This window comes from Curtobacterium sp. AB7 (assembly GCF_044909335.1).
GTDB lineage: Bacteria > Actinomycetota > Actinomycetes > Actinomycetales > Microbacteriaceae > Curtobacterium.
In genome coordinates this window covers 111,674-133,675 of the sequence record NZ_JBIYED010000004.1, presented here as the reverse complement: position 1 = coordinate 133,675, position 22,002 = coordinate 111,674, and the positions used below count along the sequence as shown (strand labels likewise).

The 22,002-nt window shown below is 71.4% G+C and carries 16 protein-coding genes; 12 read left to right on the top strand and 4 right to left on the bottom strand.

The features are described from left to right. Positions 1-145 precede the first annotated feature (145 nt). On the top strand, positions 146-3,892 hold the full coding sequence (locus ABH929_RS10870) for a multifunctional oxoglutarate decarboxylase/oxoglutarate dehydrogenase thiamine pyrophosphate-binding subunit/dihydrolipoyllysine-residue succinyltransferase subunit (protein ID WP_404561227.1): 3,747 nt from the start codon (positions 146-148) through the stop codon (positions 3,890-3,892). Between the two features lie 77 nt (positions 3,893-3,969). On the opposite strand, the gene ABH929_RS10865 is transcribed toward ABH929_RS10870, so the two are convergent. Next, positions 3,970-4,410: a GNAT family N-acetyltransferase gene (locus ABH929_RS10865; protein ID WP_123294768.1), complete on the bottom strand. Its 441-nt coding sequence runs from the start codon at positions 4,408-4,410 to the stop codon at positions 3,970-3,972. A 114-nt stretch (positions 4,411-4,524) separates the two neighbouring features. Here ABH929_RS10865 and ABH929_RS10860 point away from each other — a divergent pair, with 114 nt between their 5' ends. Beyond that, the gene (locus ABH929_RS10860) at positions 4,525-5,106 is read left to right on the top strand and encodes a hypothetical protein (protein ID WP_404561225.1); all 582 of its coding nucleotides are present in this window, start codon (positions 4,525-4,527) and stop codon (positions 5,104-5,106) included. A gap of 65 nt (positions 5,107-5,171) precedes the next feature. Next, positions 5,172-6,581, top strand: a complete 1,410-nt coding sequence (locus ABH929_RS10855) for a LamG-like jellyroll fold domain-containing protein (RefSeq protein WP_404561223.1) — start codon at positions 5,172-5,174, stop codon at positions 6,579-6,581. Between the two features lie 40 nt (positions 6,582-6,621). Here the strand turns inward: ABH929_RS10855 and ABH929_RS10850 are convergent, their stop codons facing one another. Further along, positions 6,622-6,864, bottom strand: a complete 243-nt coding sequence (locus tag ABH929_RS10850; protein ID WP_111086426.1) for a zf-HC2 domain-containing protein — start codon at positions 6,862-6,864, stop codon at positions 6,622-6,624. Further along, a complete protein-coding gene (locus ABH929_RS10845; protein WP_205462577.1) occupies positions 6,861-7,622 on the bottom strand; it encodes a sigma-70 family RNA polymerase sigma factor in 762 nt (253 codons plus the stop codon). Before ABH929_RS10845 ends, ABH929_RS10850 begins: the two co-directional genes overlap by 4 nt. A 111-nt stretch (positions 7,623-7,733) precedes the next feature. On the opposite strand from ABH929_RS10845, the gene aroA reads away from it, so the two are divergent. The 4 genes from aroA (at position 7,734) to hisN (ending at position 12,407) form a co-directional block, all read left to right on the top strand. Further along, positions 7,734-9,125 carry a 3-phosphoshikimate 1-carboxyvinyltransferase gene (gene aroA / locus ABH929_RS10840; protein ID WP_404561220.1) on the top strand — a complete coding sequence of 464 codons (1,392 nt, stop codon included), beginning with the start codon at positions 7,734-7,736 and terminating at the stop codon, positions 9,123-9,125. Between the two features lie 4 nt (positions 9,126-9,129). Next, the gene (gene rsgA / locus ABH929_RS10835) at positions 9,130-10,203 is read left to right on the top strand and encodes a ribosome small subunit-dependent GTPase A (protein WP_404561218.1); all 1,074 of its coding nucleotides are present in this window, start codon (positions 9,130-9,132) and stop codon (positions 10,201-10,203) included. Between the two features lie 230 nt (positions 10,204-10,433). Next, positions 10,434-11,606, top strand: coding sequence for a hypothetical protein (locus ABH929_RS10830; protein WP_404561216.1), 1,173 nt, complete (start codon positions 10,434-10,436; stop codon positions 11,604-11,606). A gap of 18 nt (positions 11,607-11,624) precedes the next feature. Next, a complete protein-coding gene (gene hisN, locus ABH929_RS10825; RefSeq protein ID WP_111086431.1) occupies positions 11,625-12,407 on the top strand; it encodes a histidinol-phosphatase in 783 nt (260 codons plus the stop codon). 59 nt (positions 12,408-12,466) lie between these two features. Here the strand turns inward: hisN and ABH929_RS10820 are convergent, their stop codons facing one another. Continuing rightward, positions 12,467-13,984 carry an MFS transporter gene (locus ABH929_RS10820; RefSeq protein ID WP_404561213.1) on the bottom strand — a complete coding sequence of 506 codons (1,518 nt, stop codon included), beginning with the start codon at positions 13,982-13,984 and terminating at the stop codon, positions 12,467-12,469. 463 nt (positions 13,985-14,447) lie between these two features. Between ABH929_RS10820 and ABH929_RS10815 the strand changes: the two genes are divergently transcribed. The 5 genes from ABH929_RS10815 (at position 14,448) to ABH929_RS10795 (ending at position 22,000) form a co-directional block, all read left to right on the top strand. Further along, complete coding sequence (locus ABH929_RS10815; RefSeq protein WP_404561211.1) at positions 14,448-17,144, top strand: LuxR C-terminal-related transcriptional regulator; 2,697 nt, start codon at positions 14,448-14,450, stop codon at positions 17,142-17,144. A gap of 493 nt (positions 17,145-17,637) precedes the next feature. Further along, positions 17,638-19,452, top strand: a complete 1,815-nt coding sequence (gene glmS / locus ABH929_RS10810) for a glutamine--fructose-6-phosphate transaminase (isomerizing) (protein WP_404561209.1) — start codon at positions 17,638-17,640, stop codon at positions 19,450-19,452. Then, positions 19,452-19,565 carry a Rax2 family protein gene (locus ABH929_RS10805; protein WP_240347339.1) on the top strand — a complete coding sequence of 38 codons (114 nt, stop codon included), beginning with the start codon at positions 19,452-19,454 and terminating at the stop codon, positions 19,563-19,565. The genes glmS and ABH929_RS10805 overlap by 1 nt, the downstream gene beginning before the upstream one ends. A gap of 151 nt (positions 19,566-19,716) precedes the next feature. Beyond that, complete coding sequence (locus ABH929_RS10800) at positions 19,717-20,430, top strand: M50 family metallopeptidase (RefSeq protein WP_263091541.1); 714 nt, start codon at positions 19,717-19,719, stop codon at positions 20,428-20,430. A gap of 172 nt (positions 20,431-20,602) precedes the next feature. Further along, the gene (locus ABH929_RS10795; RefSeq protein ID WP_404561206.1) at positions 20,603-22,000 is read left to right on the top strand and encodes an O-acetylhomoserine aminocarboxypropyltransferase/cysteine synthase family protein; all 1,398 of its coding nucleotides are present in this window, start codon (positions 20,603-20,605) and stop codon (positions 21,998-22,000) included. The last annotated feature ends 2 nt before the right edge of the window (positions 22,001-22,002 follow it).

The window sequence follows — 22,002 nt, the reverse complement described above, 5'->3', positions numbered from 1 at the left end:
CCCGGAGGCCGGACCGGGCCCCGACTCGCGCCGCGGCTGACACCGAACGGACATGTGCGAGCGGCTAGGCTTGGCACCTGTGCGGGGCAGGGTTGCACCGCACGACACACACGAGCATCTATCGACGGAGAGTGGGCGATCGGCTGTGTCGAGCCATCTGACCGGAACGGACGAGACCGCGGGCGAATTCGGGGCGAACGAGTGGCTCGTCGACGAGCTCTACGAGCAGTTCGTCGCGGACAAGGAATCGGTCGACAAGTCCTGGTGGCCGGTCCTCGAGAGCTACCACCGCACGCAGGTCGGTGGCGCTCCGGCAGCCGACACCACCGCCGCTGACACCGCCGCTGCTGCGCCCGCTGCCGCGCCGGGAACGCCCGCTCCGGCCGAGGGCGCGTCCGCTCCGGCCGGCGGTCCGATCCAGGCGAAGACCACGTCGCGTCAGCCGTCGCCGCAGCCGATCCCGGCCGAGGCCAACGACGCCGCCGACGACCACGAGGAGACCCACGAGGACGTGGCGACCCCGCTCCGGGGCATGGCGAAGACCCTGGCGTCGAACATGGACGCCTCGCTGACCGTCCCGACGGCCACGAGCGTCCGGACGATCCCGGCGAAGCTGATGATCGACAACCGCATCGTCATCAACAACCACCTGCGCCGTGCCCGCGGCGGCAAGATCTCCTTCACGCACCTCATCGGGTGGGCGATGGTGCAGGCGCTCAAGGACTTCCCGAGCCAGAACGTGTTCTACGAGGAGCGCGACGGCAAGCCGTTCGTCGTCGCCCCGGCGCACGTGAACCTCGGCATCGCGATCGACGTCCCGAAGAAGGACGGCACCCGGTCGCTCCTCGTGCCGAGCATCAAGCGTGCGGAGACCCTGACCTTCGGCCAGTTCCTGTCGGCCTACGAAGACCTGGTCAAGCGGGCCCGCGACAACAAGCTGACGCCGGCCGACTTCCAGGGCACCACGATCTCGCTCACGAACCCGGGCGGCATCGGCACCGTGCACTCGGTCCCCCGCCTGACGAAGGGGCAGGGCTCCATCATCGGCGCAGGCGCCCTCGAGTACCCGGCGCAGTTCCAGGGCTCGGCGTCGAAGACCCTCGTCGAGCTCGGCATCGGCAAGACCATCACGCTGACCAGCACCTACGACCACCGCGTCATCCAGGGCGCCGGTTCGGGCGAGTACCTCAAGCACGTGCACGAGCGCCTCATCGGCGAGCACGGCTTCTACGACGGCATCTTCGCGGCGCTCCGGATCCCGTACAAGCCGATCCAGTGGGCGAACGACATCAACGTCGACCTGGCGCACCGGGTCAACAAGACCGCTCGCGTGCAGGAGCTCATCAACAGCTACCGCGTCCGCGGGCACCTGATGGCCGACATCGACCCGCTCGAGTACCGCCAGCGCACGCACCCCGACCTCGAGATCGAGAGCCACGGGCTGACGTTCTGGGACCTCGACCGCGAGTTCGTCACCGGCGGGCTGGCCGGCACGACGAGTGCTCCGCTGCGCGACGTCCTCGGGATCCTGCGCGACGCCTACTGCCGCACCGTCGGCATCGAGTACATGCACATCCAGGACCCGGAGCAGCGCCGCTGGGTGCAGGAACGCATCGAGGTCCCGTACTCGAAGCCGTCGAAGGAGGAACAGCTGCGCGTCCTCGGCAAGCTCAACGAGGCCGAGGCGTTCGAGACCTTCCTGCAGACCAAGTACGTCGGACAGAAGCGCTTCTCGCTCGAGGGCGGCGAGTCCACCATCGCCTTCCTCGACACGCTCATCCAGCACGCCGCCGGTGTCGGCCTGGCCGAGGTCGCGATCGGCATGGCCCACCGCGGTCGCCTGAACGTCCTGACGAACATCGCCGGCAAGACGTACGGCCAGATCTTCCGTGAGTTCGAGGGCTCGTCCCTGCCGGGCTCGGTGTCCGGTCAGGGATCCGGCGACGTGAAGTACCACGTCGGCACCGAGGGGCTGTTCCGCACCTCGGACGGCTCGAGCATCCCCGTGACGATCGCGGCGAACCCGTCCCACCTCGAGGCCGTCGACGGCGTGCTCGAGGGCATCGTCCGCGCCAAGCAGGACAAGCAGGGCCCCGGTTCGACCAACGTCCTGCCGGTGCTCGTGCACGGCGACGCGGCGATGGCCGGTCAGGGCGTGGTCGTCGAGACGCTGCAGATGTCGCAGCTCCGTGGCTACCGCACGGGCGGCACCGTGCACCTGGTCATCAACAACCAGGTCGGGTTCACCACCCCGCCCGAGTCGGCGCGCAGCTCGGTGTACTCCACCGACGTCGCGAAGACGATCCAGGCGCCGATCTTCCACGTGAACGGCGACGACCCCGAGGCCGTCGCACGCGTCGCCGACCTGGCGTTCGCGTACCGCGAGGCGTTCCACCGTGACGTCGTCATCGACCTCATCTGCTACCGCCGCCGCGGGCACAACGAGGGCGACGACCCCTCGATGACCCAGCCGCTCATGTACAACCTGATCGAGGCGAAGCGCTCCGTCCGCACGCTCTACACCGAGGCCCTCGTCGGCCGCGGGGACATCACGCAGGAAGAGTACGACGAGGCACACCGCGACTTCCAGGACCGCCTGGAGCGGGCCTTCGCCGAGACGCACGAGGCGCAGACCGGCACCATCCCGGTGATCCAGGTCGACGACGACGGCGCCGTGCAGGGGCTCGAACGCCCGGCGGCGCAGCAAGACGACTCCGAGGTCGAGGTCCGCGAGACCGCAGTGTCCGAAAAGCTCGTCCGCTCCATCGGGGACGCACACAGCAACCCGCCCGCCGGCTTCTCGATCCACCCGAAGCTGCAGCAGCTGCTGTCGAAGCGCACCGACATGACGCGCAACGGCGGCGTGGACTGGGCGATGGCCGAGCTCATGGCGATCGGTTCGCTGCTGGTCGAGGGCAAGCCGGTCCGGTTCGCCGGCCAGGATGCCCGCCGCGGCACCTTCGTCCAGCGCCAGGCGGTGTTCCACGACCGGTCGAACGGCCAGGAGTGGCTGCCGCTGTCGAACCTCACCGAGGACCAGGCCCGCTTCACCATCTACGACTCGCTGCTCAGCGAGTACGCGGCGATGGCGTTCGAGTACGGCTACTCGGTCGAGCGGCCCGAGGCACTCGTGCTGTGGGAGGCGCAGTTCGGCGACTTCGCGAACGGCGCCCAGACCGTCATCGACGAGTTCATCTCGTCCGCCGAGCAGAAGTGGGGGCAGCGCTCCGGCCTCGTCCTGCTGCTGCCGCACGGCTACGAGGGCCAGGGACCGGACCACTCGTCCGCCCGCATCGAGCGCTACCTGCAGCTGTGCGCCGAGGACAACATGGTCGTCGCCCGCCCGTCGACCCCGGCGTCGTACTTCCACCTGCTGCGTCGTCAGGCGTGGGAGCGTCCGCAGAAGCCGCTGATCGTGTTCTCCCCGAAGGCCATGCTTCGCCTGCGCCAGGCGACGAGCGCGGTCGAGGCCTTCACGAACGGCACGTTCGAGGAAGTGATCGACGACGACCGGGTGGCCGACAAGGCGACGGTCCGCCGCGTGGTGCTGCACTCCGGCAAGGTGCACCACGACCTGCGCGCCGAGGTGGACAAGCGCGGGGTCACCGACGTCGCGCTCGTCCGACTCGAGCAGCTCGCGCCGCTCCCCCTCGAGCGCATCCTCGAGGTCCTCGCTGGCTACCCGGACGCCGACGTCGTGTGGGCGCAGGAAGAGCCGGAGAACCAGGGCGCCTGGCCGTTCGTCTGCATGAACCTGTCGACGCACCTCGACGGTCGGCCGCTGTCGGTCGCCGCCCGTGCCGCGAGTGCCGCGCCGGCCACCGGGTCGTCGAAGCGGTCCGCACAAGAGGCCACCGAGGTCATCGAGAAGGCATTGAGCGCGTCGGCCTGAGCGTCAGGAAGCGCCCCGTGCGGGAGTCCGAGGGACTCCTGCACGGGGCGCTTCGACGTTCGCGAGGAACGTGACGGCTACGCGATCTTCGTGTAGCGCACACCCGCGTCGTGGTACCCGCGCTTCTGGTAGAACCGGTGCGCGCTGTCCGTCGCGGCCGCACTGACGGCACTGAGCCGACGCGCGCCCTGCTCGACGGCCCATGCTTCGAAGGTGCCGATGAGCGCGGAACCGGTGCCGAGCCTCCTGGCGGTGTCGTCGACCACCAACAGCAGGAGCTGCGCCGTCGGCTCGTCGCTCGCGTACGCCCAGGTGACCTGCGCGCCGGCGACGGCGACCGCGCGACCATCGTCGCCACGTACCACCCAGGTGCGGTGTCCCGCCTCGGGCGTGAGCCGTTCGAGGCGTGCACGCATCGCCGCGTCGTCGACCTCGTGGCCGAGCAGGCGGACGAGGGCAGCGACGTCGGAGACGTCCGTGTCGGACCAGGTGGTGATCGACTCGACGAGGAGGGTCATGCTGGCGACCCTACCCGGGCGCTGCGACGTGTTGCGACGGGGTTTTCGAGCAACTGATATTCATATATGCTTCTGTCATATCACCCGCCGGGTGATCCCGACCGAAGGACAGCCATGCACATCACCTCTCGCCACGGCCGCACCGCCGCCTGGATCGCGTTCCCCCTCGCCGTCGTCGCGAGCGGCGCACTCATCGCCACCGCTTCGTACGCGGCCTTCTCCGACACCACCGACAACGCCGGCAACGCCTGGCGCACGGGCGCCGTGAAGCTCACCGACGACGACCAGAGCGAGGCCCTGTTCGACACCGACGCCCTCGTCCCCGGCGAGGGCGGTTCGAACTGCATCACCGTCACCGCCGAGACGACGAACCCGACGACCGTCAAGCTCTACACGGACGAGCAGTCCGACGTCGACGCGCTCGCGCAGCACCTCGACATGAAGGTGGAACGCGGCGCACTCGGAACGGCCGGTGACTGCAGCACGTTCACCGCAGCCTCTACCGTGCACGACGGCACCCTCGCCGGGCTGATGGCGCTCGACTCCTTCGGCACGGGCGTCGACGACTGGAAGCCAGCGGTCGGCACGGCGAGCACCACGTACCGGTTCACCTACGACCTCGACACGGAGACCCCGAACACCGCGCAGCAGTCCGAAGCCGGCACCACGTTCGTCTGGGAAGCCCAGACCGACTGACGCGCTTCCGTCCGAGACCGACCAACGCGGCCGAACCCGGCCGCACACGACCCGAGGAGCAGCCGTTGCCGAACCGCGCCGAGACCCGACCCTGCGTCGGAGACGCCCCGCGGCTGCTCCTCGCGGTCGCCGCGCGGACCGTGCTCTGGTCCGTGCTGTTCGTCGCCGTCTGGGCTGCCCTGCCCGCGGCCTTCGGGTGGCACGTCACCACCGTCGTGTCCGACTCGATGGCACCCGGTGTCCGGGCCGGCGACATCGTGGCGGCGATGCCCGTCGATGCCGAGGCCGTCACGCCCGGACGGGTCCTGCTCGTCGACGACCCCGACCACGACGACCGACTCCGGCTGCACCGCCTCGAACGCATCGAGCAGGACGGGGCGCTCCGGCTCCGCGGCGATGCGAACGCGCTGGCGGACCGGAGCACGGTGGCCCCGACGGCCGTCCACGGCGTCGGGGTGCTCCGCTTCCCCGGCATCGGACTGCTCACCGTGTGGATCCGATCGGGAGCCTGGACGTCGGTCGCCCTCACGGTCGCCGTCGCCGCCGTCCTCGCTGCACTGGCACGGGCCGACCGGGACATCGTGGCCGGTCAGCCGTGCCGACGGTGCGGGACGCCACGGAGGGAACTGCACGCACCAGCGTTGACACCGGCCGGTGTGGTGCGTCCGACGCAGACCGCGTTGCCGATCGTCGCCGCGCTGGCTGCCACGACGATCGTCCTCGGCACCATGGCGTCGGCGGGGTTCAGCGGCACCACGAACTCCGCCTCGTCGCTCCGGAGCCAGACGTTCGGGTGCTTCCACGACCCCGCTCCCGGCGCAGTGCTCGCGTGGGACTTCGCCGACAAGGACGACCGGCTCGTCACCGACTCGAGTGGGACCGGTGCCGGCGGGCAGTTCATCGGCGACGGGACCCGGACGATCGGCGGCTGCGCGGACAACCCCCACGCGACCTTCGGGACCACGGGCAGTGCCGAGACCTGGGCCGTCACCGACTCCGCCGTGAGCGCCCCGAACGCCTTCACGATCGAGGTGTGGTTCCGGACCACCGACACCGGCGGCGGTCGCCTGTTCGGATTCGGATCCGACCGGAACGCCGCGTCGACGCACCGTGACCGGCACCTCTACATCGACAGCAGCGGTCGCCTCCGCTTCGGCGTCGAGGGGTCGGGCACCCAGTTTAAGTTCACCGTGGGATCGTCCGCGGCCGTCACCGACGGGGACTGGCACCACGCGGTCGCGACCTTCCAGCCGCGGTCGATGACCCTCTGGCTCGACGCCGTACAGCAGGGCACCCGGGCCGATGCCGCGTCGCTCCGACAGTACGACGGGCACTGGCGAGCAGGGCGGCAGACCCTTGCCGGCTGGCCCGATGCGGGCGACTACGCGTACACCGGCGACGTCGACACGGTCCGTGTCCACGCCGCCGTGCTGGACGCAGCGACGATCGCAGCGCACCACGCCGCAGGACGGTGAGACGCGGCCGGTCGCGGACCGCCACGACGACGCCGATCGATCAGTGCGTCGACTGCTCCAGCCGGATGCGCGCGAGGATCTCGCCACGCAGTTCTTCCGGAGCGGTCTCCTTGCACGCGCGGCGCACGGTCTCGATCAGGACGACGCCGACGCGGTGTTCGGTCGTGCAGTCCTCGCAGTCGTCCATGTGCTCACGGATGTCCGCCGCGTCCTCGCGGCAGAGCTCCCCGTGCAGGAACTCCTCGAGCTCGGCCTTCGCCTTGGAGCAGTCGCAGCCGCTCATCGTGCTTCCTTCCCATCGACGCGACCCTGGGTCGCGGCAGTCTTCCGGCCTCGTCCGCGCATCGTCGCCGTCGACGCTGCGTCCGGGACGATGCCGGTCTCACGGGCGTGGTCCGCCAGGAGCCCTCGGAGGAGCCGGCGGCCACGGTGCAGACGGCTCATGACCGTCCCCACGGGAGTCTTCATGATGTCGGCGATCTCCTGGTACGAGAAGCCCTCGACGTCGGCGAAGTACACGGCCATCCGGAAGTCCTCGGGGATGGCCTGCAGGGCGTCCTTGACCGCGGACGACGGCAGGTGGTCGATCGCGTCGGCCTCGGCCGAGCGTGCGGAGATCGACTGGGTGACGCTCTCGGCGCCGCCGAGCTGCCAGTCCTCGAGCTCGTCGATGGTGCCCTGGTACGGGTTCCGCTGGTTCTTGCGGTACGTGTTGATGAACGTGTTCGTCAGGATCCGGTACAGCCAGGCCTTCAGGTTCGTGCCCTGCTTGAACTGACGGAACGCGGCGAACGCCTTGACGAAGGTCTCCTGCACGAGGTCCGAGGCGTCGGCCGGGTTGCGGGTCATCCGCATCGCCGCGCCGTACAGCTGGTCCATGAAGGGCAGCGCCTGGGTCTCGAAGAGGGCGCGGAGCTCGTCGGCCGGCACGGTCTTCGCGTCGACGAACGACGCCTCTTCTTCCGCCTCGACCGCGTCGAGCTGCTCCTCGGTCTCCTCGACCAGGTCGTGCGGTGCTGCCTGCGGCTCGTCGGTCGTCATCGCGGGCCAGTCTAGAGCGAGCGACGTGGACACGCCGGGCAGGCGCGGCCGCGAGGGTGCGAGTGCTGTCGCCAAGGGTCCTCCCGATCGTTTCACTAGTCTTGTGAACCGATGGCAGACACGACGCATTCCCAGAGCGGCGCACCGGCCGCCGCGGACCCGGCCCCCTGGATCGCCCCGCTCGCGCGCGGTCCCCTGCGCGGCGACGTCGCGCTGCCCGGCTCGAAGTCGCTGACGAACCGCGAGCTCGTGCTCGCCGCCCTCGCGGACGGCCCCTCCGTCATCCGCCTGCCGCTGCACTCGCGCGACTCGGCGCTCATGATCACGGCGCTCCGGCAGCTCGGCGTCGGGATCGACGAGGTCGAGCCGGCACCTGGTGCGCAGCCGAACCCCTACGGCCCGGACCTCCGGATCACCCCGGCACCGATGCACGGCGACGTCCGCGTCGACTGCGGCCTCGCCGGCACCGTGATGCGGTTCCTGCCGCCGCTGGCCGCCCTGGCGGTCGGCCCGGTCGTCATCGACGGCGACCCCTACGCCCGCAAGCGTCCGATGCACGCGATCATCGGGGCGCTCGTCGACCTGGGTGTCGACGTCACCGACGACGGCGACGGCTCGATGCCGTTTGCCTTCACCGGCACCGGTTCGGTGCGCGGCGGCAACCTGTCGATCGATGCGTCGGCCTCGTCGCAGTTCGTGTCGGGCCTGCTGCTCTCCGCGCCGCGCTTCGACGAGGGCCTGCACCTCACCCACGTCGGGGAGCGCCTGCCGAGCCTGCCGCACATCGAGATGACCGTCGCTGCGCTCCGTGCCCGAGGCGTGACCGTCGACGAACCCGCGGTCGGCGAGTGGGTCGTCCACCCCGGTTCGATCGCCGCGCGCGACGTCACGATCGAGCCCGACCTGTCGAACGCCGCGCCGTTCGCGGTCGCCGCGCTCGTCGCGGGTGGCACCGTCCGCATCCGTACCTGGCCGCGCGAGACCACGCAGGTCGGCGCCGACCTCGAGACGCTCCTGCCCCTGTGGGGCGCGACCGTGGCCCGTGACGGCGACGACCTGCTCGTCGACGGCGGCGTCGGGATCCGGGGTGGGGCCTCCTTGCCGGGTCTCGACCTGGACCTCAGCCGCGGCGGCGAACTCGCACCGGCGCTCGTCGCGCTGGCCGCGCTGGCCGGCGGGCCGACCGAGATCACCGGGATCGGCCACCTGCGTGGGCACGAGACGGATCGTCTCGCCGCGCTCGCGGCGGACGTGAACCGGTCGGGAGGCTCAGTGCGCGAACTCGACGACGGCCTGCGCATCGAGCCTGCCACGCTCCACGGCGGCGACTGGGCCGCGTACGACGACCACCGGATGGCGACCGCCGGCGCCGTCGTGGGCCTCGTCGTCGACGGTGTCGCCGTCGACGACATCGGGTGCACGGCGAAGACGCTGCCGCAGTTCCCCGAGCTGTGGGCCGACCTGGTCGCGACCGCCTCCGGCACACCGGATATGGAGCGCTGATCCGATGAGCTGGTGGGACGACGTCGACGGTGACGACTCCGACGCGGACGAGCCGTACGGACAGTACGACGAGTCGAGCGTGCGGGTGCGTCCGAACCCGAAGGGCAACCGGCCCCGCACGAAGACCCGGCCGACGTACGACGACGCGCCCGTGGGGTGGGTCACGAACGTCGACCGTGGGCGGTTCGGCGTGCTGGTGGCGACGGGGTCCGACTCCGATTCCGGATCCGAGCACGTCATCACGGCGACGAAGGCCCGCGAGCTCGGCAAGAAGTCGGTCGTCACCGGCGACCGCGTGTCGCTCGTCGGCGACGTCTCCGGCGACCCCGGGTCGCTGGCGCGCATCGTGAAGGTCGCCGAGCGCACCACGCTGCTCCGCCGCAGCGCCGACGACTCCGACGAGGTCGAGCGCGTCATCGTGGCGAACGCCGACCAGATGCTCATCGTCGTGGCGGCCGCCGACCCCGAGCCCCGCACCCGGCTCATCGACCGCTACCTGGTCGCCGCGTTCGACGCCGGGCTCGACCCGATCCTCTGCATCACGAAGACGGACCTCGCCGACCCGGCGCCGTTCCTGGCCCACTTCGCGTGCCTCGACCTGCGGATCGTGACGAGCCGGTCCGACGACGTCCCGTTCGAGGCCCTGCACGACCTGCTCGACGACAAGGTGACCGTGACCGTCGGGCACTCCGGTGTCGGCAAGTCGACGCTCGTGAACGCCCTGACCGGGTCCACCCGGGCGATCGGCGTCGTGAACTCGGTGACCGGGCGCGGGCGGCACACCTCGTCGTCGTCGATCGCGCTGCGGGTCCGTGACGGCGGCTGGATCATCGACACCCCCGGCGTGCGGTCGTTCGGCCTCGGCCACGTCGACCCCGCGAACGTCTTCCGCGCGTTCGCCGCGCACGCGATCCCGGTGCGGCCCGCGCGGGACGACATCCCGTTGGCGCAGGCGCACGACTGGGAGATCGTCGACCGGGTGCAGGACGGCGAGCTCGGCGCCACCGGTGTCGAACGGCTCGACTCGTTCCGCGCGCTCCTGACGGGCATGGGCGCCTCCGACCCCGGCCTCGAGTAGCCCGGCGCCGAGCTGCGCCCGCGCCCCGCGCCGCCGTCGAGGTTCCGAAATCTGCACATCTCGGCGGCAGATCGGGCCGTTCGTGGAACCTCGGGGAACCGCATGCGGCATGTCGTGGAACCCCGGCGGAGGGCGCTCGGGCATGGCGCTTCGCCCCACTGCGCTCGGGCCTCGACCCACCGGCCAGCACGCGTCGACAAGTGTGCAGCGGTGTTATACAGTGAACCCTCGTGTCTGAAGTTGCAAAGTACAACTTTGCGCCGACCCCCGCCGTCGACGCCCCGTCCTCGAGCACGACAACGACGTCGCACGCGCACCACTCCCCCACCCACAAGTCCTCGCGAGCACCGCGACCGCAGCGCACCGACAGCGTCCTGCGCCCGGACGGCCTCGGACGGGTGCTCCTGACCTTCGCCACGCACATCCTCGTGCCGCTGTTCCTCGCCGCCGGGATGGGCCTCGCCTACCTCGGCGCCTTCCACGCCCCCGCACCGAAGGAGCTACCGGTCGGCATCGTCGGGCAGGCCGCCGCCACCCAGGTGTTCGCGCAGACCGTCACCGACGAGTCCGACGGCGCCCTCGTCGCCCACGTCGTCGCGTCGACCAAGGACGCCGAGCGGCAGATCCGCGACCGCGACCTGGCCGCCGTGTACGCCCCGACCGCCACGGGCGCGACGCTCTACGTCTCGACGGCAGCGTCGGAGACGACCGCGAGCGCCGCACAGAAGGTCTTCCTGCCGATCGCGTACGAGCAGCACGTGCCGTTCCGGGTCGTCGACGTCGTCCCCACGGGTGAGCAGGACAGCACCGGACAGGGGCTGTTCTTCCTGCTCGTCGCGCTGAGCGTCGGCGGCTACGCATCGGCCATCGCCGTGGCGTCCGTCGCGACGAAGCTCCGCGCGGTGTGGACCGCGGTCGTCGGCCTCGCCACCGCCGGGGTCGTCGCCGGCATCGGGGTCATCGTCGCCGGACCGATCTACGGCGTCATCACGACCCACCACTGGCAGGTGTTCCTGTTCGCCTGGCTGTACGACGCGATCATCGTCGCGATCGGCGTCGGCCTGCACCCGGTCCTCGGGCGGTGGACCACGCCCGTGCTCACGATGCTGTTCGTGATGCTCAACTTCACGTCGTCGGGCGGCATCTTCCAGGCGTCGTTCGTGCCCGGGTTCTTCGCCGCGCTCCACTCCTTCTGGAGCGGCGCAGCCTGGCTGCAGGCGGCCCAGGACCTGCAGTACTTCCCCGACGCCTCGCTCGGCCGGTCATCCCTGGTGCTCGCGCTGTGGCTCGCCGCCGCCGTCCTGCTCTGCGTGGTCGTGCACGGCCTCGTGGCCCGCCGCACCCGCATCGCCCGCGAGCGTGAGGTCACCCGGCTCGAAGAGGAAGAGGTCGTCGCCGCGTAGCCCCGCTACGCTCGACCCGTGGACCTCAGCGCCGACCTGGACTTCGCCCGCTCGCTCGCCGACATCGCCGACACGATCAGCCTCGAGCGGTTCCGTGCCGCCGACCTGCACGTGTCGAAGAAGGCCGACAGCACGCACGTGACCGACGCCGACCAGGCCGTCGAACACGCCCTGCGCGAGCGGATCGCGACGGAACGACCCGACGACGCGTTCCTCGGCGAGGAGACCACGGCAGACACCGGTGCCGAGGCGACCAGCGAGGGGCACCGTCAGTGGGTCGTCGACCCGATCGACGGCACCGCGAACTACCTGCGCGGCGTGCCGGTGTGGGCGACGCTCATCGCCCTGGCGGTCGACGGACGCCCGGTGCTCGGCGTCGTGAGCGCCCCCGCGCTCGGCAAGCGCTGGTGGGCGGCCGAGGGGCTCGGCGCGCACTCGTTCGACGGCGAGCTGCGCGTCTCCGGCGTCGCGGACCTGTCCGACGCGAGCCTGAGCTACAACAGCATCCAGCAGTGGGACGACGACGACCGGCTCGAGTCCCTCGTCGACCTGTCCCGCAAGGTCTGGCGGACGCGCGCCTACGGCGACATGTGGTCGTACATGCTGGTCGCCGAGGGGGTCATCGACATCGCGGGCGAACCCGACCTGAAGCCGTGGGACATCGCGGCCCTCGTGCCCATCGTGGAAGAGGCCGGCGGGCGCTTCAGTTCGCTCGACGGCGACCCCGGGGCCTGGCACGGCAGTGCACTCGCGACGAACGGCCTGGTGCACGACGCCGTCGTCGAGGTCATCCGCCGCTAGCACGACCCCGAACGACACTCTCGACGTCGGACGACGTGGCGGGTGTCGTTCCGAGTCGTTCAGGCAGCCGCAGCCGCCGCCTCACGCCGGGCAGCGCGCCGCCGCACCACCAGGTCCCCGACCGCCAGCACGAGCGCGAGCGCCATCAGCGACACCGTGAACGTCGTGCCGCTCCGGAACGCGTCGTGGTACGCGTCGAGCCGACTCCCGCCGGCGAAGCCGCCGGAACCGCCGGAACCGTCCGAACCGGCGGCGGCACCCCGCACGATCCCGTAGAAGATGCTCGTCGCCACCGCGGTTCCGATCGCGGTCCCGACGCGCTGCCCGAGCTGCTGCATGGACCCGGCGACCCCGGACTGCTCCACGGGGATCTCGGCCAGGGTGAGCGTCTGGTTCGGCGACACCACGAACCCGCCGCCGAGCCCGCCGACCAGGAACGCCCCGGCCATCGCCCACGGCGTGACCTCCGGCGGGGTCAGCACCGCGGCGAGCATGAGGAGCACGAAGCCGACGACGACCATGAACAGCCCGAAGACCACCAGGGCCCGTCCGACCCGGTCGACGATCCGTCCGCCGATGTACGACCCGACGGCGCTCGTGGCCGCGAACGGGATGCTCACCATGCCGGCGAACAGCGGTGACAGCCCGAGCCCCTCCTGCAGGAACAGCGTCACCATCAGGAAGGACGCCGGGATCGCCGCGAAGTAGACGGCCACGATCGACAGCCCGTTGCGGTACGACGACAACCGGAACAGCTCGAAGTGCACCACCGGCGACTTGCCCTGCTGCTTGTACTGGACCTCCCAGAACACGAACAGGCCGAGGAACACGACGAAGGCGACCAGCCAGAGCCACCGGGCACCGGAGTCGCCGGCACCCGTGGTGAGCACGAACGGCAGCATCAACGTGACGATGGCGGCGCCGAGCAGCAGGATGCCGACGATGTCCAGCTCGCGGTCCTTCGCCTGCACCTGTGCACCGTTGGGCAGCAGCCGCATCGCGAAGAACAGCGCGACGAGTCCGAGCGGCACGTTCATCCAGAACAGCAGCCGCCAGCCGTTCTCCTCGCCGCCGATCGCGATGAGGCCCCCGCCGATCGTCGGGCCGAGTGCCGTCGAGATGCCGATCATGGCGCCGAACAGCCCGAAGGCCCGTCCGCGCTCCGGGCCTCGGAACAGCTGCTGCACGAGCCCGATCACCTGCGGCATCTGGGTGCCGGCGGCGAAGCCCTGCAGGATCCGCGTGACCATGAGCACCTCGATGGTCGGCGCCACGGCACAGAGCAGGCTCGACACGGTGAACGCCACGAGTCCGATGATGAACAGGGCACGGCGGCTCTTCAGGTCGCCGAGCCGACCGGCGGGCACGAGGGCGAGGCCGAAGGCCAGCGCGTACCCCGCCACGATGAGCTGCAGGGATGAACTGGTGGCGTCGAGGGACTTCTCGATCGACGGCAGCCCGACGTTGACCTTCGACAGGTCGAGGATCGTCAGGGCGGCCACCGCGACGCACACGGCGAAGGCCCTCCAACGCGTACGGTCGTCGAGGCGGGCGTCGGTCGGGTCAGGGCTGGACATCACCATCGTTCGTACACCGACCGTCCCCCACCGGGTGACACCCCTCGTCGTGGCCCCCCGGACTGGGGGCACCGTTGCCGGATACGCGGTGCGCGGGGCGGCTCAGATGGCCAGGACCTGAGTTATCGTGCTCCTACGGAAGGTCACGCAAGCACCTGGATTCCCTAGATCCGAGTGCACGTGCGCAGCCGACCGTGTTCGTCCGAAGACCCTAACCCGAGGGGTGATACAGACGATGACATCATCGTTCCCGAGCGGAACCGAGTGCACCCTCACTCGTCGACCGCATTCAATCCACGACAGCTCCGGCGCGCGCGCAGTCGCCGCCATCCGTCCGCACTCCGACACGGCCACCCACCGTGCAGCAGTCCGGTCCGCCTCACGGCGCCCCGTCGCAGCGTTCACCGCGCTCGCCGACGACCTCTCCGCAGGATCCACTTCCGGGCCCGGAGGCCGGTGAGTCATGGCACTCACCGGTCGACGTCTCGAGGTCGACCGGATCGCGACCCTCGCTGTACTCCCTCGGGAGTCCGCGATGGTCGTGGTCGGCGACCCTGGTTCCGGACGCAGCAGCGTCCTCGACGCGGTCTCGAACCGCGTTTCCCTCCCCGTCGTGCGGGTCGGTGTCAACGGGAGCGAATCCCGTTGGCCGCTGGCCGGCGTGACCTCCTTGTTCACCGCGCTCGACGACCCCCGTGCGACGGCGCACATCGCCCATCTCCTGCAGACGGGTGAGACGGCGGTCCCCGTGACCGCCGGACTGGCGGCGGCGCACGACTTCCTCGACGCCGTGCACGCCCTCACCCTGCCGCCGACGCTCGTGCTGATCGACGACCTCGACCGCATGGACGTCGAGAGCCAGGAGCTCATCGCGTTCCTCGCCGGCCGACTCGCAGGCACCGCCCTGCGCGTCGTGGCGACGGTCCGTTCGGTGCCGTCGGACGGTCCGCTCGCGGCCCTGCCGACGCTCCGCATCGAGCCGCTGCCGTCCGACGAGGCACTGATCCTCGCCCGGACCATGGCACCGGAAGAAGCGAACGACGGCGTCCTCGCCGTCCTCGCCGCGGAGACCGGCGGCAACCCCGGCGCACTCCGCGAACAGCTCGCGGTGCTCAGCCGCGAGCAGCTCACCGGCGCGGAGCCGATCGTGCTCCCGCTCCGACCCACTCCGACGACCGAGGCCCTCGCAGCCCTCGCACTCGGGTCCGCCGCGGGACGAGATCTGGACGTCCTCGCGAAACTCGCCCTGGTGCCGGTCGCGAAGACCACGGCCTGGGACCGCGACGAGTTGGACGACCTGGTCGGAGCAGGCCTCGCCACCGTGCGGGGCCAGAGCGTGACGGTCCGTGACCCCCTCGTCCGATCCGCGCTGTACTGGCGGATGCCCGCCCGTGACCGCCGCGCGGCGCACGCCGCGCTGGCCACGGCGAGCACCGAGTCCGACCCGCGGGCAGCCGCGTGGCACCGGAGCTTCGTCGACGACGTCCCCGACGTGGTCGCGTTGCTCGGCGCCGCACGGTCCTACGTGGTGGACGGCAACGTGCACGCCGCGATCGCCCTCACCGAGCGTGCCCTGCACGTCGGTGGCGGCACCGAGGACGAGCTCGTCGCGCTGCTCGGGGTCGCCGAGGCCCTGCTCGGCAACCGGCTGCTCGGCTTCGCCGCGCGCTACCTCGCCGCGCTCCGTCCGTTCCGGACGACGGCGCACGAGGTCCGCCGGCTGCGCCTGCAGTACTCGGCGCAGTACCTCAGCGGCGACGCCGTGCACGCGGACGAACTCCTCGTGTCGGTGGACGCGACCGAACCGGCCGACGTGGACGCGGTCGCCGGGCTGATGGCCATGGTGGCGTGCTTCCGTGCCGAGGCGTGGGAGCTCGACCAGGCGCGGGACCTGCTGCACCGCGTCGAGCCCCTCGAGGCGTCGGTATCTCCGCACACGTTGGAGATCACGGCGACCGCGCGGGAGCTCATCGCGGCGATCGACGGCACCCTGCCGTCGGACACCGACCTGCACGACGGACTCGCGACGTCGGTGCTGCTGGCGATGTCCGACCCGGCCCTGCTGCTCCTCGCCCACGCGCTGAGCATCGCCGAGCGGTACCGGAGCGCGCGTCGGGTGTTCGCACTCGTCCTCGCCCGTGGCCCGCAGACGGCGCCGGTGTGGACCGAGGCAGCCCGCTACCTGACCGCCGAGAACGAGGTGCGCTCCGGGAACTTCCGGCAGGCGCTCCGCGCGATCGACGTCTGGGAGGCCGGTTCCTCGGTGGTCGAGCGGCTCCGTGAGCCGTCGCGGGCCATCGCGATCGCCTGGCGGCACTTCGCCGAGGGGCGCTCGGCCGAGGCCCTCGCCGTCGTCGACCGGTGCCTCGAGCAGCGTTCGACGAGCCGCTTGTGGGGCGCGACGGCGAAGCTGCACGCGCTCCGCGGTCGGGTCCTGCTGCTCGATGGCCGACTGGAGGAGGCAGCCGCCGCACTCGAAGCGGCGGACGCCATCGGCCGGTCCCTGCGGAACCCCGCGGTGCTCCGGCACCTCGGCGACCTGGTCGAGGCGTACGCGCGCCTCGGACGGATCGACGACGCCCGCACCATCACCGCGCGGCTCGCTGCGGACCACCACGCCCGTCCGGGTCGCTGGGGTGCGCTCGTGCTGGCGAGGAGCCTCGCGCTCGTCGCCGACGACACCACCCGCGACACCGCCCGTCGCCGCGCGTTGGAGCTGTTCCAGCCGCACGACTCGCAGTTCGAGCGGGCACGGACGTTCGCGGCCCTCGCGACGGTCGGTAACCCCGCCGAGCGTCCGCGCCTCGGTGCGGCAGCAGCGGCGGCGTACGAGGCGGCCGGCATGCGCCGTCCCCTCGTCACCCCCGCACCGGCAGCGGCCATGCCGCCGTTCGGCACGGGGCCGTCGCTCCGGTCCGCACCGGTGCTGTCCGCGTCGATGCCGGGCACGCCTCGGAGCGCCCCGGACGCCTCCGCGGTGCTCACCTCGCTCACGGCCGAGGAGCGCGCCGTGGTGCAGAAGGTGACGGAGGGCTACCGCAACCGCGAGATCGCGTCGTCGCTGTTCATGTCGCAGCGCACGGTGGAGCTGCGACTCACGCAGATCTACCGCAAGGTGGGCGCGCGGTCGCGCTCCCACCTGGTCGCGCTGCTCACGTAGTCGAAGAGCGCACAGGTCGACGCGACCACAGGACGGACGGGAGGCCCGGTACCAGCTGGTACCGGGCCTCCCGTCCGTCTTTTCGCGGTCTTCATGCAACCGACCTCGCAGGCTCGGTCGGCGCTGGCGCCGCGCGCCGCTGGCGCGTCGCTTCATGCGGAGCGCGCGCGTTGCGGGAGTCCGCACGCGACCGCACCGCGGCGTCCCCCGCACGCGGGGAACCGCAAGAGCAGTCGACGACTGTTGCCGTGGCGGCGTCGCCGGGTGAGGCTTCTCATGCACCGACCGCCGTGCCCCTCCCCAGGGGCCAGACCGCGGTACCCCGTCCGGTACCCGAACCTCGTGGCCCACCCACTCCGTCGTCCGTCCTCGCCTGATCCGAGGACGGGCGCCGGTCAGGACCGCGAGGACCCGGACGCGCGGCAGACCCGACGGCGGTCGGTGCCGAACCCCCGCTCCACTCCCCCACCCCGTTCCCCCGAAGGGACAGCCGATGTGCGGCATCATCGCGGCCCGCGTGTCTGACGACGCGACGCCCTACCTGCTCGACGGACTCGAACGACTCGAGTACCGCGGCTACGACTCCGCCGGCATCGCCGTCCGGACCGCCGCCGGACGCACCGAGACGATCCGATCGGTCTCCCGCGTCGGGGACCTGCGCACGCTCGTCGCCGCCCGGTCCGGCGACGCCCTGACGGGCGTCGGTATCGGCCACACCCGCTGGGCCACGCACGGTGCCGTGCGCGAGGCGAACGCCCACCCGCACGCCGACTGCTCGCGCCGGATCAGCATCGTGCACAACGGCATCATCGAGAACGCCGAGCGCCTGCGCGACATGCTCACGGCGCAGGGCCACCGGTTCCGCTCCGAGGTCGACTCCGAGGTCATCGCGCACCTCGTCGAGCGTGCCCTGGCCGTCGACCCGGACCTGATGCTCGCCGTGCAGATCGCGACCGCGCAGCTCGAGGGGTCGTGGGCGATCGTCGTCCTCGACGCCCGCGACGGCCGGATGGTCGTGGCCGCGGACCGTTCCCCGCTCGTCGTCGCCCGGTCCGCCCGCGGCGACTTCGTGGCGAGCGACATCGGTGCGATCGCCGAGTGGTGCGAGACCTTCGTGGCGCTCCGCGACGGTGACGTCGTCGAGCTCGGCGAGGCCTGGACCTGGTCGTCGAACGGGATCACCGTGCCCGTGCCGTTCCCCACCCCGTCGCCGTTCGCCGCCACCGCGCTGGACCTCGGCGACCACCCCGACCACATGGCGAAGGAGATCGGCGAGCAGGCCGACGTCGTCAGCACCATCCTGGACCGCATCGCCCGCCGCACCGCGGACGGCAGCATGTGGGTCGGCCTCGGGCTGCCCGCATTCCAGCGCCTGGCGATCGTCGCGTGCGGCACCTCGCTCAACGCCGGCCAGGTCATCGCCACCGCGCTGCGCGGCATCGGCGGCGTCCCGACCGACATCGTCGTCGCCAGCGAGGCCGACCAGGCCGTGCTCGGCCCCGACACCCTGGTCGTCGCGATCAGCCAGTCCGGCGAGACCGCCGACGTGCTCCGCGCGCTCGACCGCTTCGAGGACCGCCACCCAGTGCTCGCGCTGACGAACAACATGCACTCCTCGCTGGCCCGTCGCGCCGACGCCGTGCTGGACTGCCACGCGGGTCCGGAGATCGGCGTCGCCGCGACGAAGACGTTCACCGCGCAGGTCGTCGTCGGCGTCGCCGCGGTGATCTCCGCGCTCGTGGCGTCCGGCCGCATCGAGGTCGCACGTGCCCACGCGCTCGTCGACGAACTGCTCGACCTGCCGTCGCGCATCGAGCACGCCACGCAGGTGTCCGCCGACCGGATGCCGCTCCTGGTGTCGAGCGTGAAGGAGGCCACCGGCTTCCTGTTCCTCGGCCGCGGTGCCGGCCTGCCGTACGCCGCCGAGGGCGCACTCAAGCTCAAGGAGCTCAGCTACCTCTGGGCCGAGGCGTACCCCGCAGGCGAGCTGAAGCACGGTCCGCTCGCACTCGTCGACGAGGGCACCCCCGTCGTCGTGATCGACCACGGCGAGCCGAAGATCCAGTCGGCGATCGCCGAGGTCCGGGCCCGCGGCGGGTTCGTCATCACCATCGGCGGCGACGGGTCGGACATCCCGGCGCTCGGCAGCCGCGGCACCGGCGGACTCGCCTGGGGCGCCATGGCGGCGCCGTGGGGTCCGCTCGAGGCCGTCGTGCCGCTGCAGATGCTCGCCCGCGAACTCGCGCTGCAGCTCGGCTGCGACGTCGACAAGCCGCGCAACCTGGCGAAGTCGGTGACGGTCGAGTGATGCGCGGTCGGATGAACCACCTGACGACGTTCCTGGTCGTGCTCACGGCGTTCGCGATCGCCATGACGACGGTGCTCGTCGTCGTGGTGGCCGGGCCGACCGTCCTGGGCTGACCCCGGCGCGCGCGGGCCGGGCGCCGACGGCCGGAGCGGAACGACTCGGAACGACGTCCTCGATGTCGTACGACGTCGAGGATGTCGTTCCACATCGTCCTCGACGCCGGGTCTCGGGCAGTTCGCGGGACACGGCTGCGATGCTGGTCCCTTGACCACCGCAGCCCCGCCCCTCGTGTTCGTCGCACTCCTCGTCGGCGCGCTCCTGCCCTTCCTGCCGCTCGTCGGACGCGTCGCCCGGATCGCCGCGACCATCGCCCACGAGGTCGGGCACTGCGTCGTCGTCGTCCCGTTCGGCGGCCGCATCCAGCGCATCGACCTGCACCCGGACGGCTCCGGTGAAGCCTGGGTCCAGCTCGGGCGGGTCCCCGGCGGCACCCGCTGGCTCGTCCGGATCCTCAACCTCTACGCCGGGTACAGCGCGCCGCTCTGGGCCGGGGTGCTCCTGGTGACCGGGGTCCTGCACGGCTCGCGGTGGCTGCCCGTCGCGGTCCTCGGTGTGATCGGGCTCGTGGCGCTGGTGTTCGTGCGGAACTGGTTCGGGCTGCTCGTCGTGCTCGGGTTCGACGTCCTGGCGCTGTGGGTGGCACTGCGTCCGTCCGAGACCACGGTGCTCGTGGTCGCCGCCGTCGGCGCGTTCTTCGTCGTCGACGGACTGCGGTCCGTCGCGCAGGTCGCACGGTGGCTGCTCACCGGTGCCCGCGTGCAGACGGACTTCCACATCGCCGCAGCCGAGATGCGGGTGCCGGCCGGCGTCTGGTTCGTGCTGTTCGTGCTGGTGAACGGCCTGGCGGTGTGGCTCGCACGGGTCCCGCTGCTCGAGGTCTGGGACACCGTGGCGGCGGGCGTGCGCGCACTCTTCTGACGGGGGCGCCGGTCGACCCGGAACGACGTCCTCGATGTCGGACGACGTCGACCTCGTCGTTCCGCATCGGGACCGGCACTGCGTCCCCGTCCCGCGTAACGGAACGCCGCAATCGCCTGTCCGCACGGCGAAGGCTGCGAGGCTACCGCCAGACGACTCCCGGAGGTGTCCCATGGCGAACGACGATCACGGTTTCTCGACCGAACAGGTGCACGGCGGCTTCGTGCCCGACGCAGGGCACGGCGCACGGATCCCAGCCATCCACATGTCCTCCGGCTTCCTCTTCGACGACTTCGACCAGGCGCGCGGCCGCTTCGCCGGCACCGAGGACGGCTACACGTACACCCGCCTCGGCAACCCGACGAACGCCGACGTCGAGCGCCGCGTCGCCCTGCTCGAGCGTGGTGTCGAGGCGATCCTGGTCGGCAGCGGCCAGGCGGCGGCCACCATCGCGTTCCTCGGCCTCCTGCAGGCGGGCGACCACGTCGTCGCCGCGCGCAGCATCTACGAGGGCACCAAGGGGCTGCTCGTGCAGAACCTCGGCCGTCTCGGCATCGAAGTCGACTTCGTCGCCGACCAGCGCGACCTCGACGAGTGGGCACGGCTCGTCCGCCCGAACACGAAGGCGTTCTTCGCCGAGACGATCCCGAATCCGAAGAACGACGTCCTCGACATCACCGGCGTCGCCGACACCGCGCACCGCGCCGGCGTCCCCCTGATCGTGGACAACACGCTGGCGACGCCGTACCTGGTCCGCCCGGTCGAGCACGGCGCCGACATCGTCATCCACTCGGCATCGAAGTTCCTGTCCGGCCACGGCGCGGGCCTCGGCGGTGTGGTCGTCGACGGCGGCACGTTCGACTGGTCCGCCTCCCCCGAGCGCTGGCAGCACCTCACCAACCCGGAGCGGTCGCTCGGCGGCGACAGCTACGTCGAGCGCTACGGCAACCGGGCGTTCGTCGTCTTCGCCCGTGACGTCGTCGCCTCGCGCATCGGCCCCACCCCGTCGCCGTTCAACGCGTTCCTGATCCGCCAGGGCATCGAGACGCTGAGCCTGCGCGTCGAACGCCACAGCGCGAACGCGCTGGCGGTGGCGCAGTGGTTGGAAGCACAGCCGGAGGTGACGAGCGTCGACCACGCGGGTCTGGCCTCCAGTCCGTTCCACGACCTCGCCCAGCGCTACCTGCCGCGCGGAGCCGGCTCCGTCTTCGCGTTCACGCTGGCGGGCGGCGAAGCCGCCGCGCACACCTTCATCGACAGCGTCCAGCTGTTCAGCCGGATGACCCACCTGGGTGACGTCCGCTCGCTGATCCTGCACCCCGCGACGACGACCCACGCCGGCAAGACCGCCGCGGAGCGCGCCGACCAGGGCATCGACGACGGCCTCATCCGACTGTCGGTCGGCATCGAGGACGTCGCGGACCTGCTCCGCGACCTGGAGCGCGGGTTCGCCGCGTTGCGTTCCGGGATCGACGGGGAGAGCCTGGAGGCCCGTGGCACGTCCGACGCGGAGCGCGCGTCCCTGGAACACTCGGTCCCAGGCACGCACGTGATCTCGGAGGAGCTCTAGAC

Coding starts and splice junctions, on each gene's coding strand:
- ABH929_RS10845 (WP_205462577.1), bottom strand. CDS start 7,622: ATGACGACCGACGAGCCGCAGGCAGCACCGCACGACCTGGTCGAGGAG.
- ABH929_RS10820 (WP_404561213.1), bottom strand. CDS start 13,984: ATGTCCAGCCCTGACCCGACCGACGCCCGCCTCGACGACCGTACGCGT.
- glmS (WP_404561209.1), top strand. CDS start 17,638: ATGTGCGGCATCATCGCGGCCCGCGTGTCTGACGACGCGACGCCCTAC.
- ABH929_RS10805 (WP_240347339.1), top strand. CDS start 19,452: ATGCGCGGTCGGATGAACCACCTGACGACGTTCCTGGTCGTGCTCACG.
- aroA (WP_404561220.1), top strand. CDS start 7,734: ATGGCAGACACGACGCATTCCCAGAGCGGCGCACCGGCCGCCGCGGAC.
- ABH929_RS10795 (WP_404561206.1), top strand. CDS start 20,603: ATGGCGAACGACGATCACGGTTTCTCGACCGAACAGGTGCACGGCGGC.
- ABH929_RS10860 (WP_404561225.1), top strand. CDS start 4,525: ATGCACATCACCTCTCGCCACGGCCGCACCGCCGCCTGGATCGCGTTC.
- ABH929_RS10865 (WP_123294768.1), bottom strand. CDS start 4,410: ATGACCCTCCTCGTCGAGTCGATCACCACCTGGTCCGACACGGACGTC.
- rsgA (WP_404561218.1), top strand. CDS start 9,130: ATGAGCTGGTGGGACGACGTCGACGGTGACGACTCCGACGCGGACGAG.
- ABH929_RS10850 (WP_111086426.1), bottom strand. CDS start 6,864: ATGAGCGGCTGCGACTGCTCCAAGGCGAAGGCCGAGCTCGAGGAGTTC.
- ABH929_RS10815 (WP_404561211.1), top strand. CDS start 14,448: ATGGCACTCACCGGTCGACGTCTCGAGGTCGACCGGATCGCGACCCTC.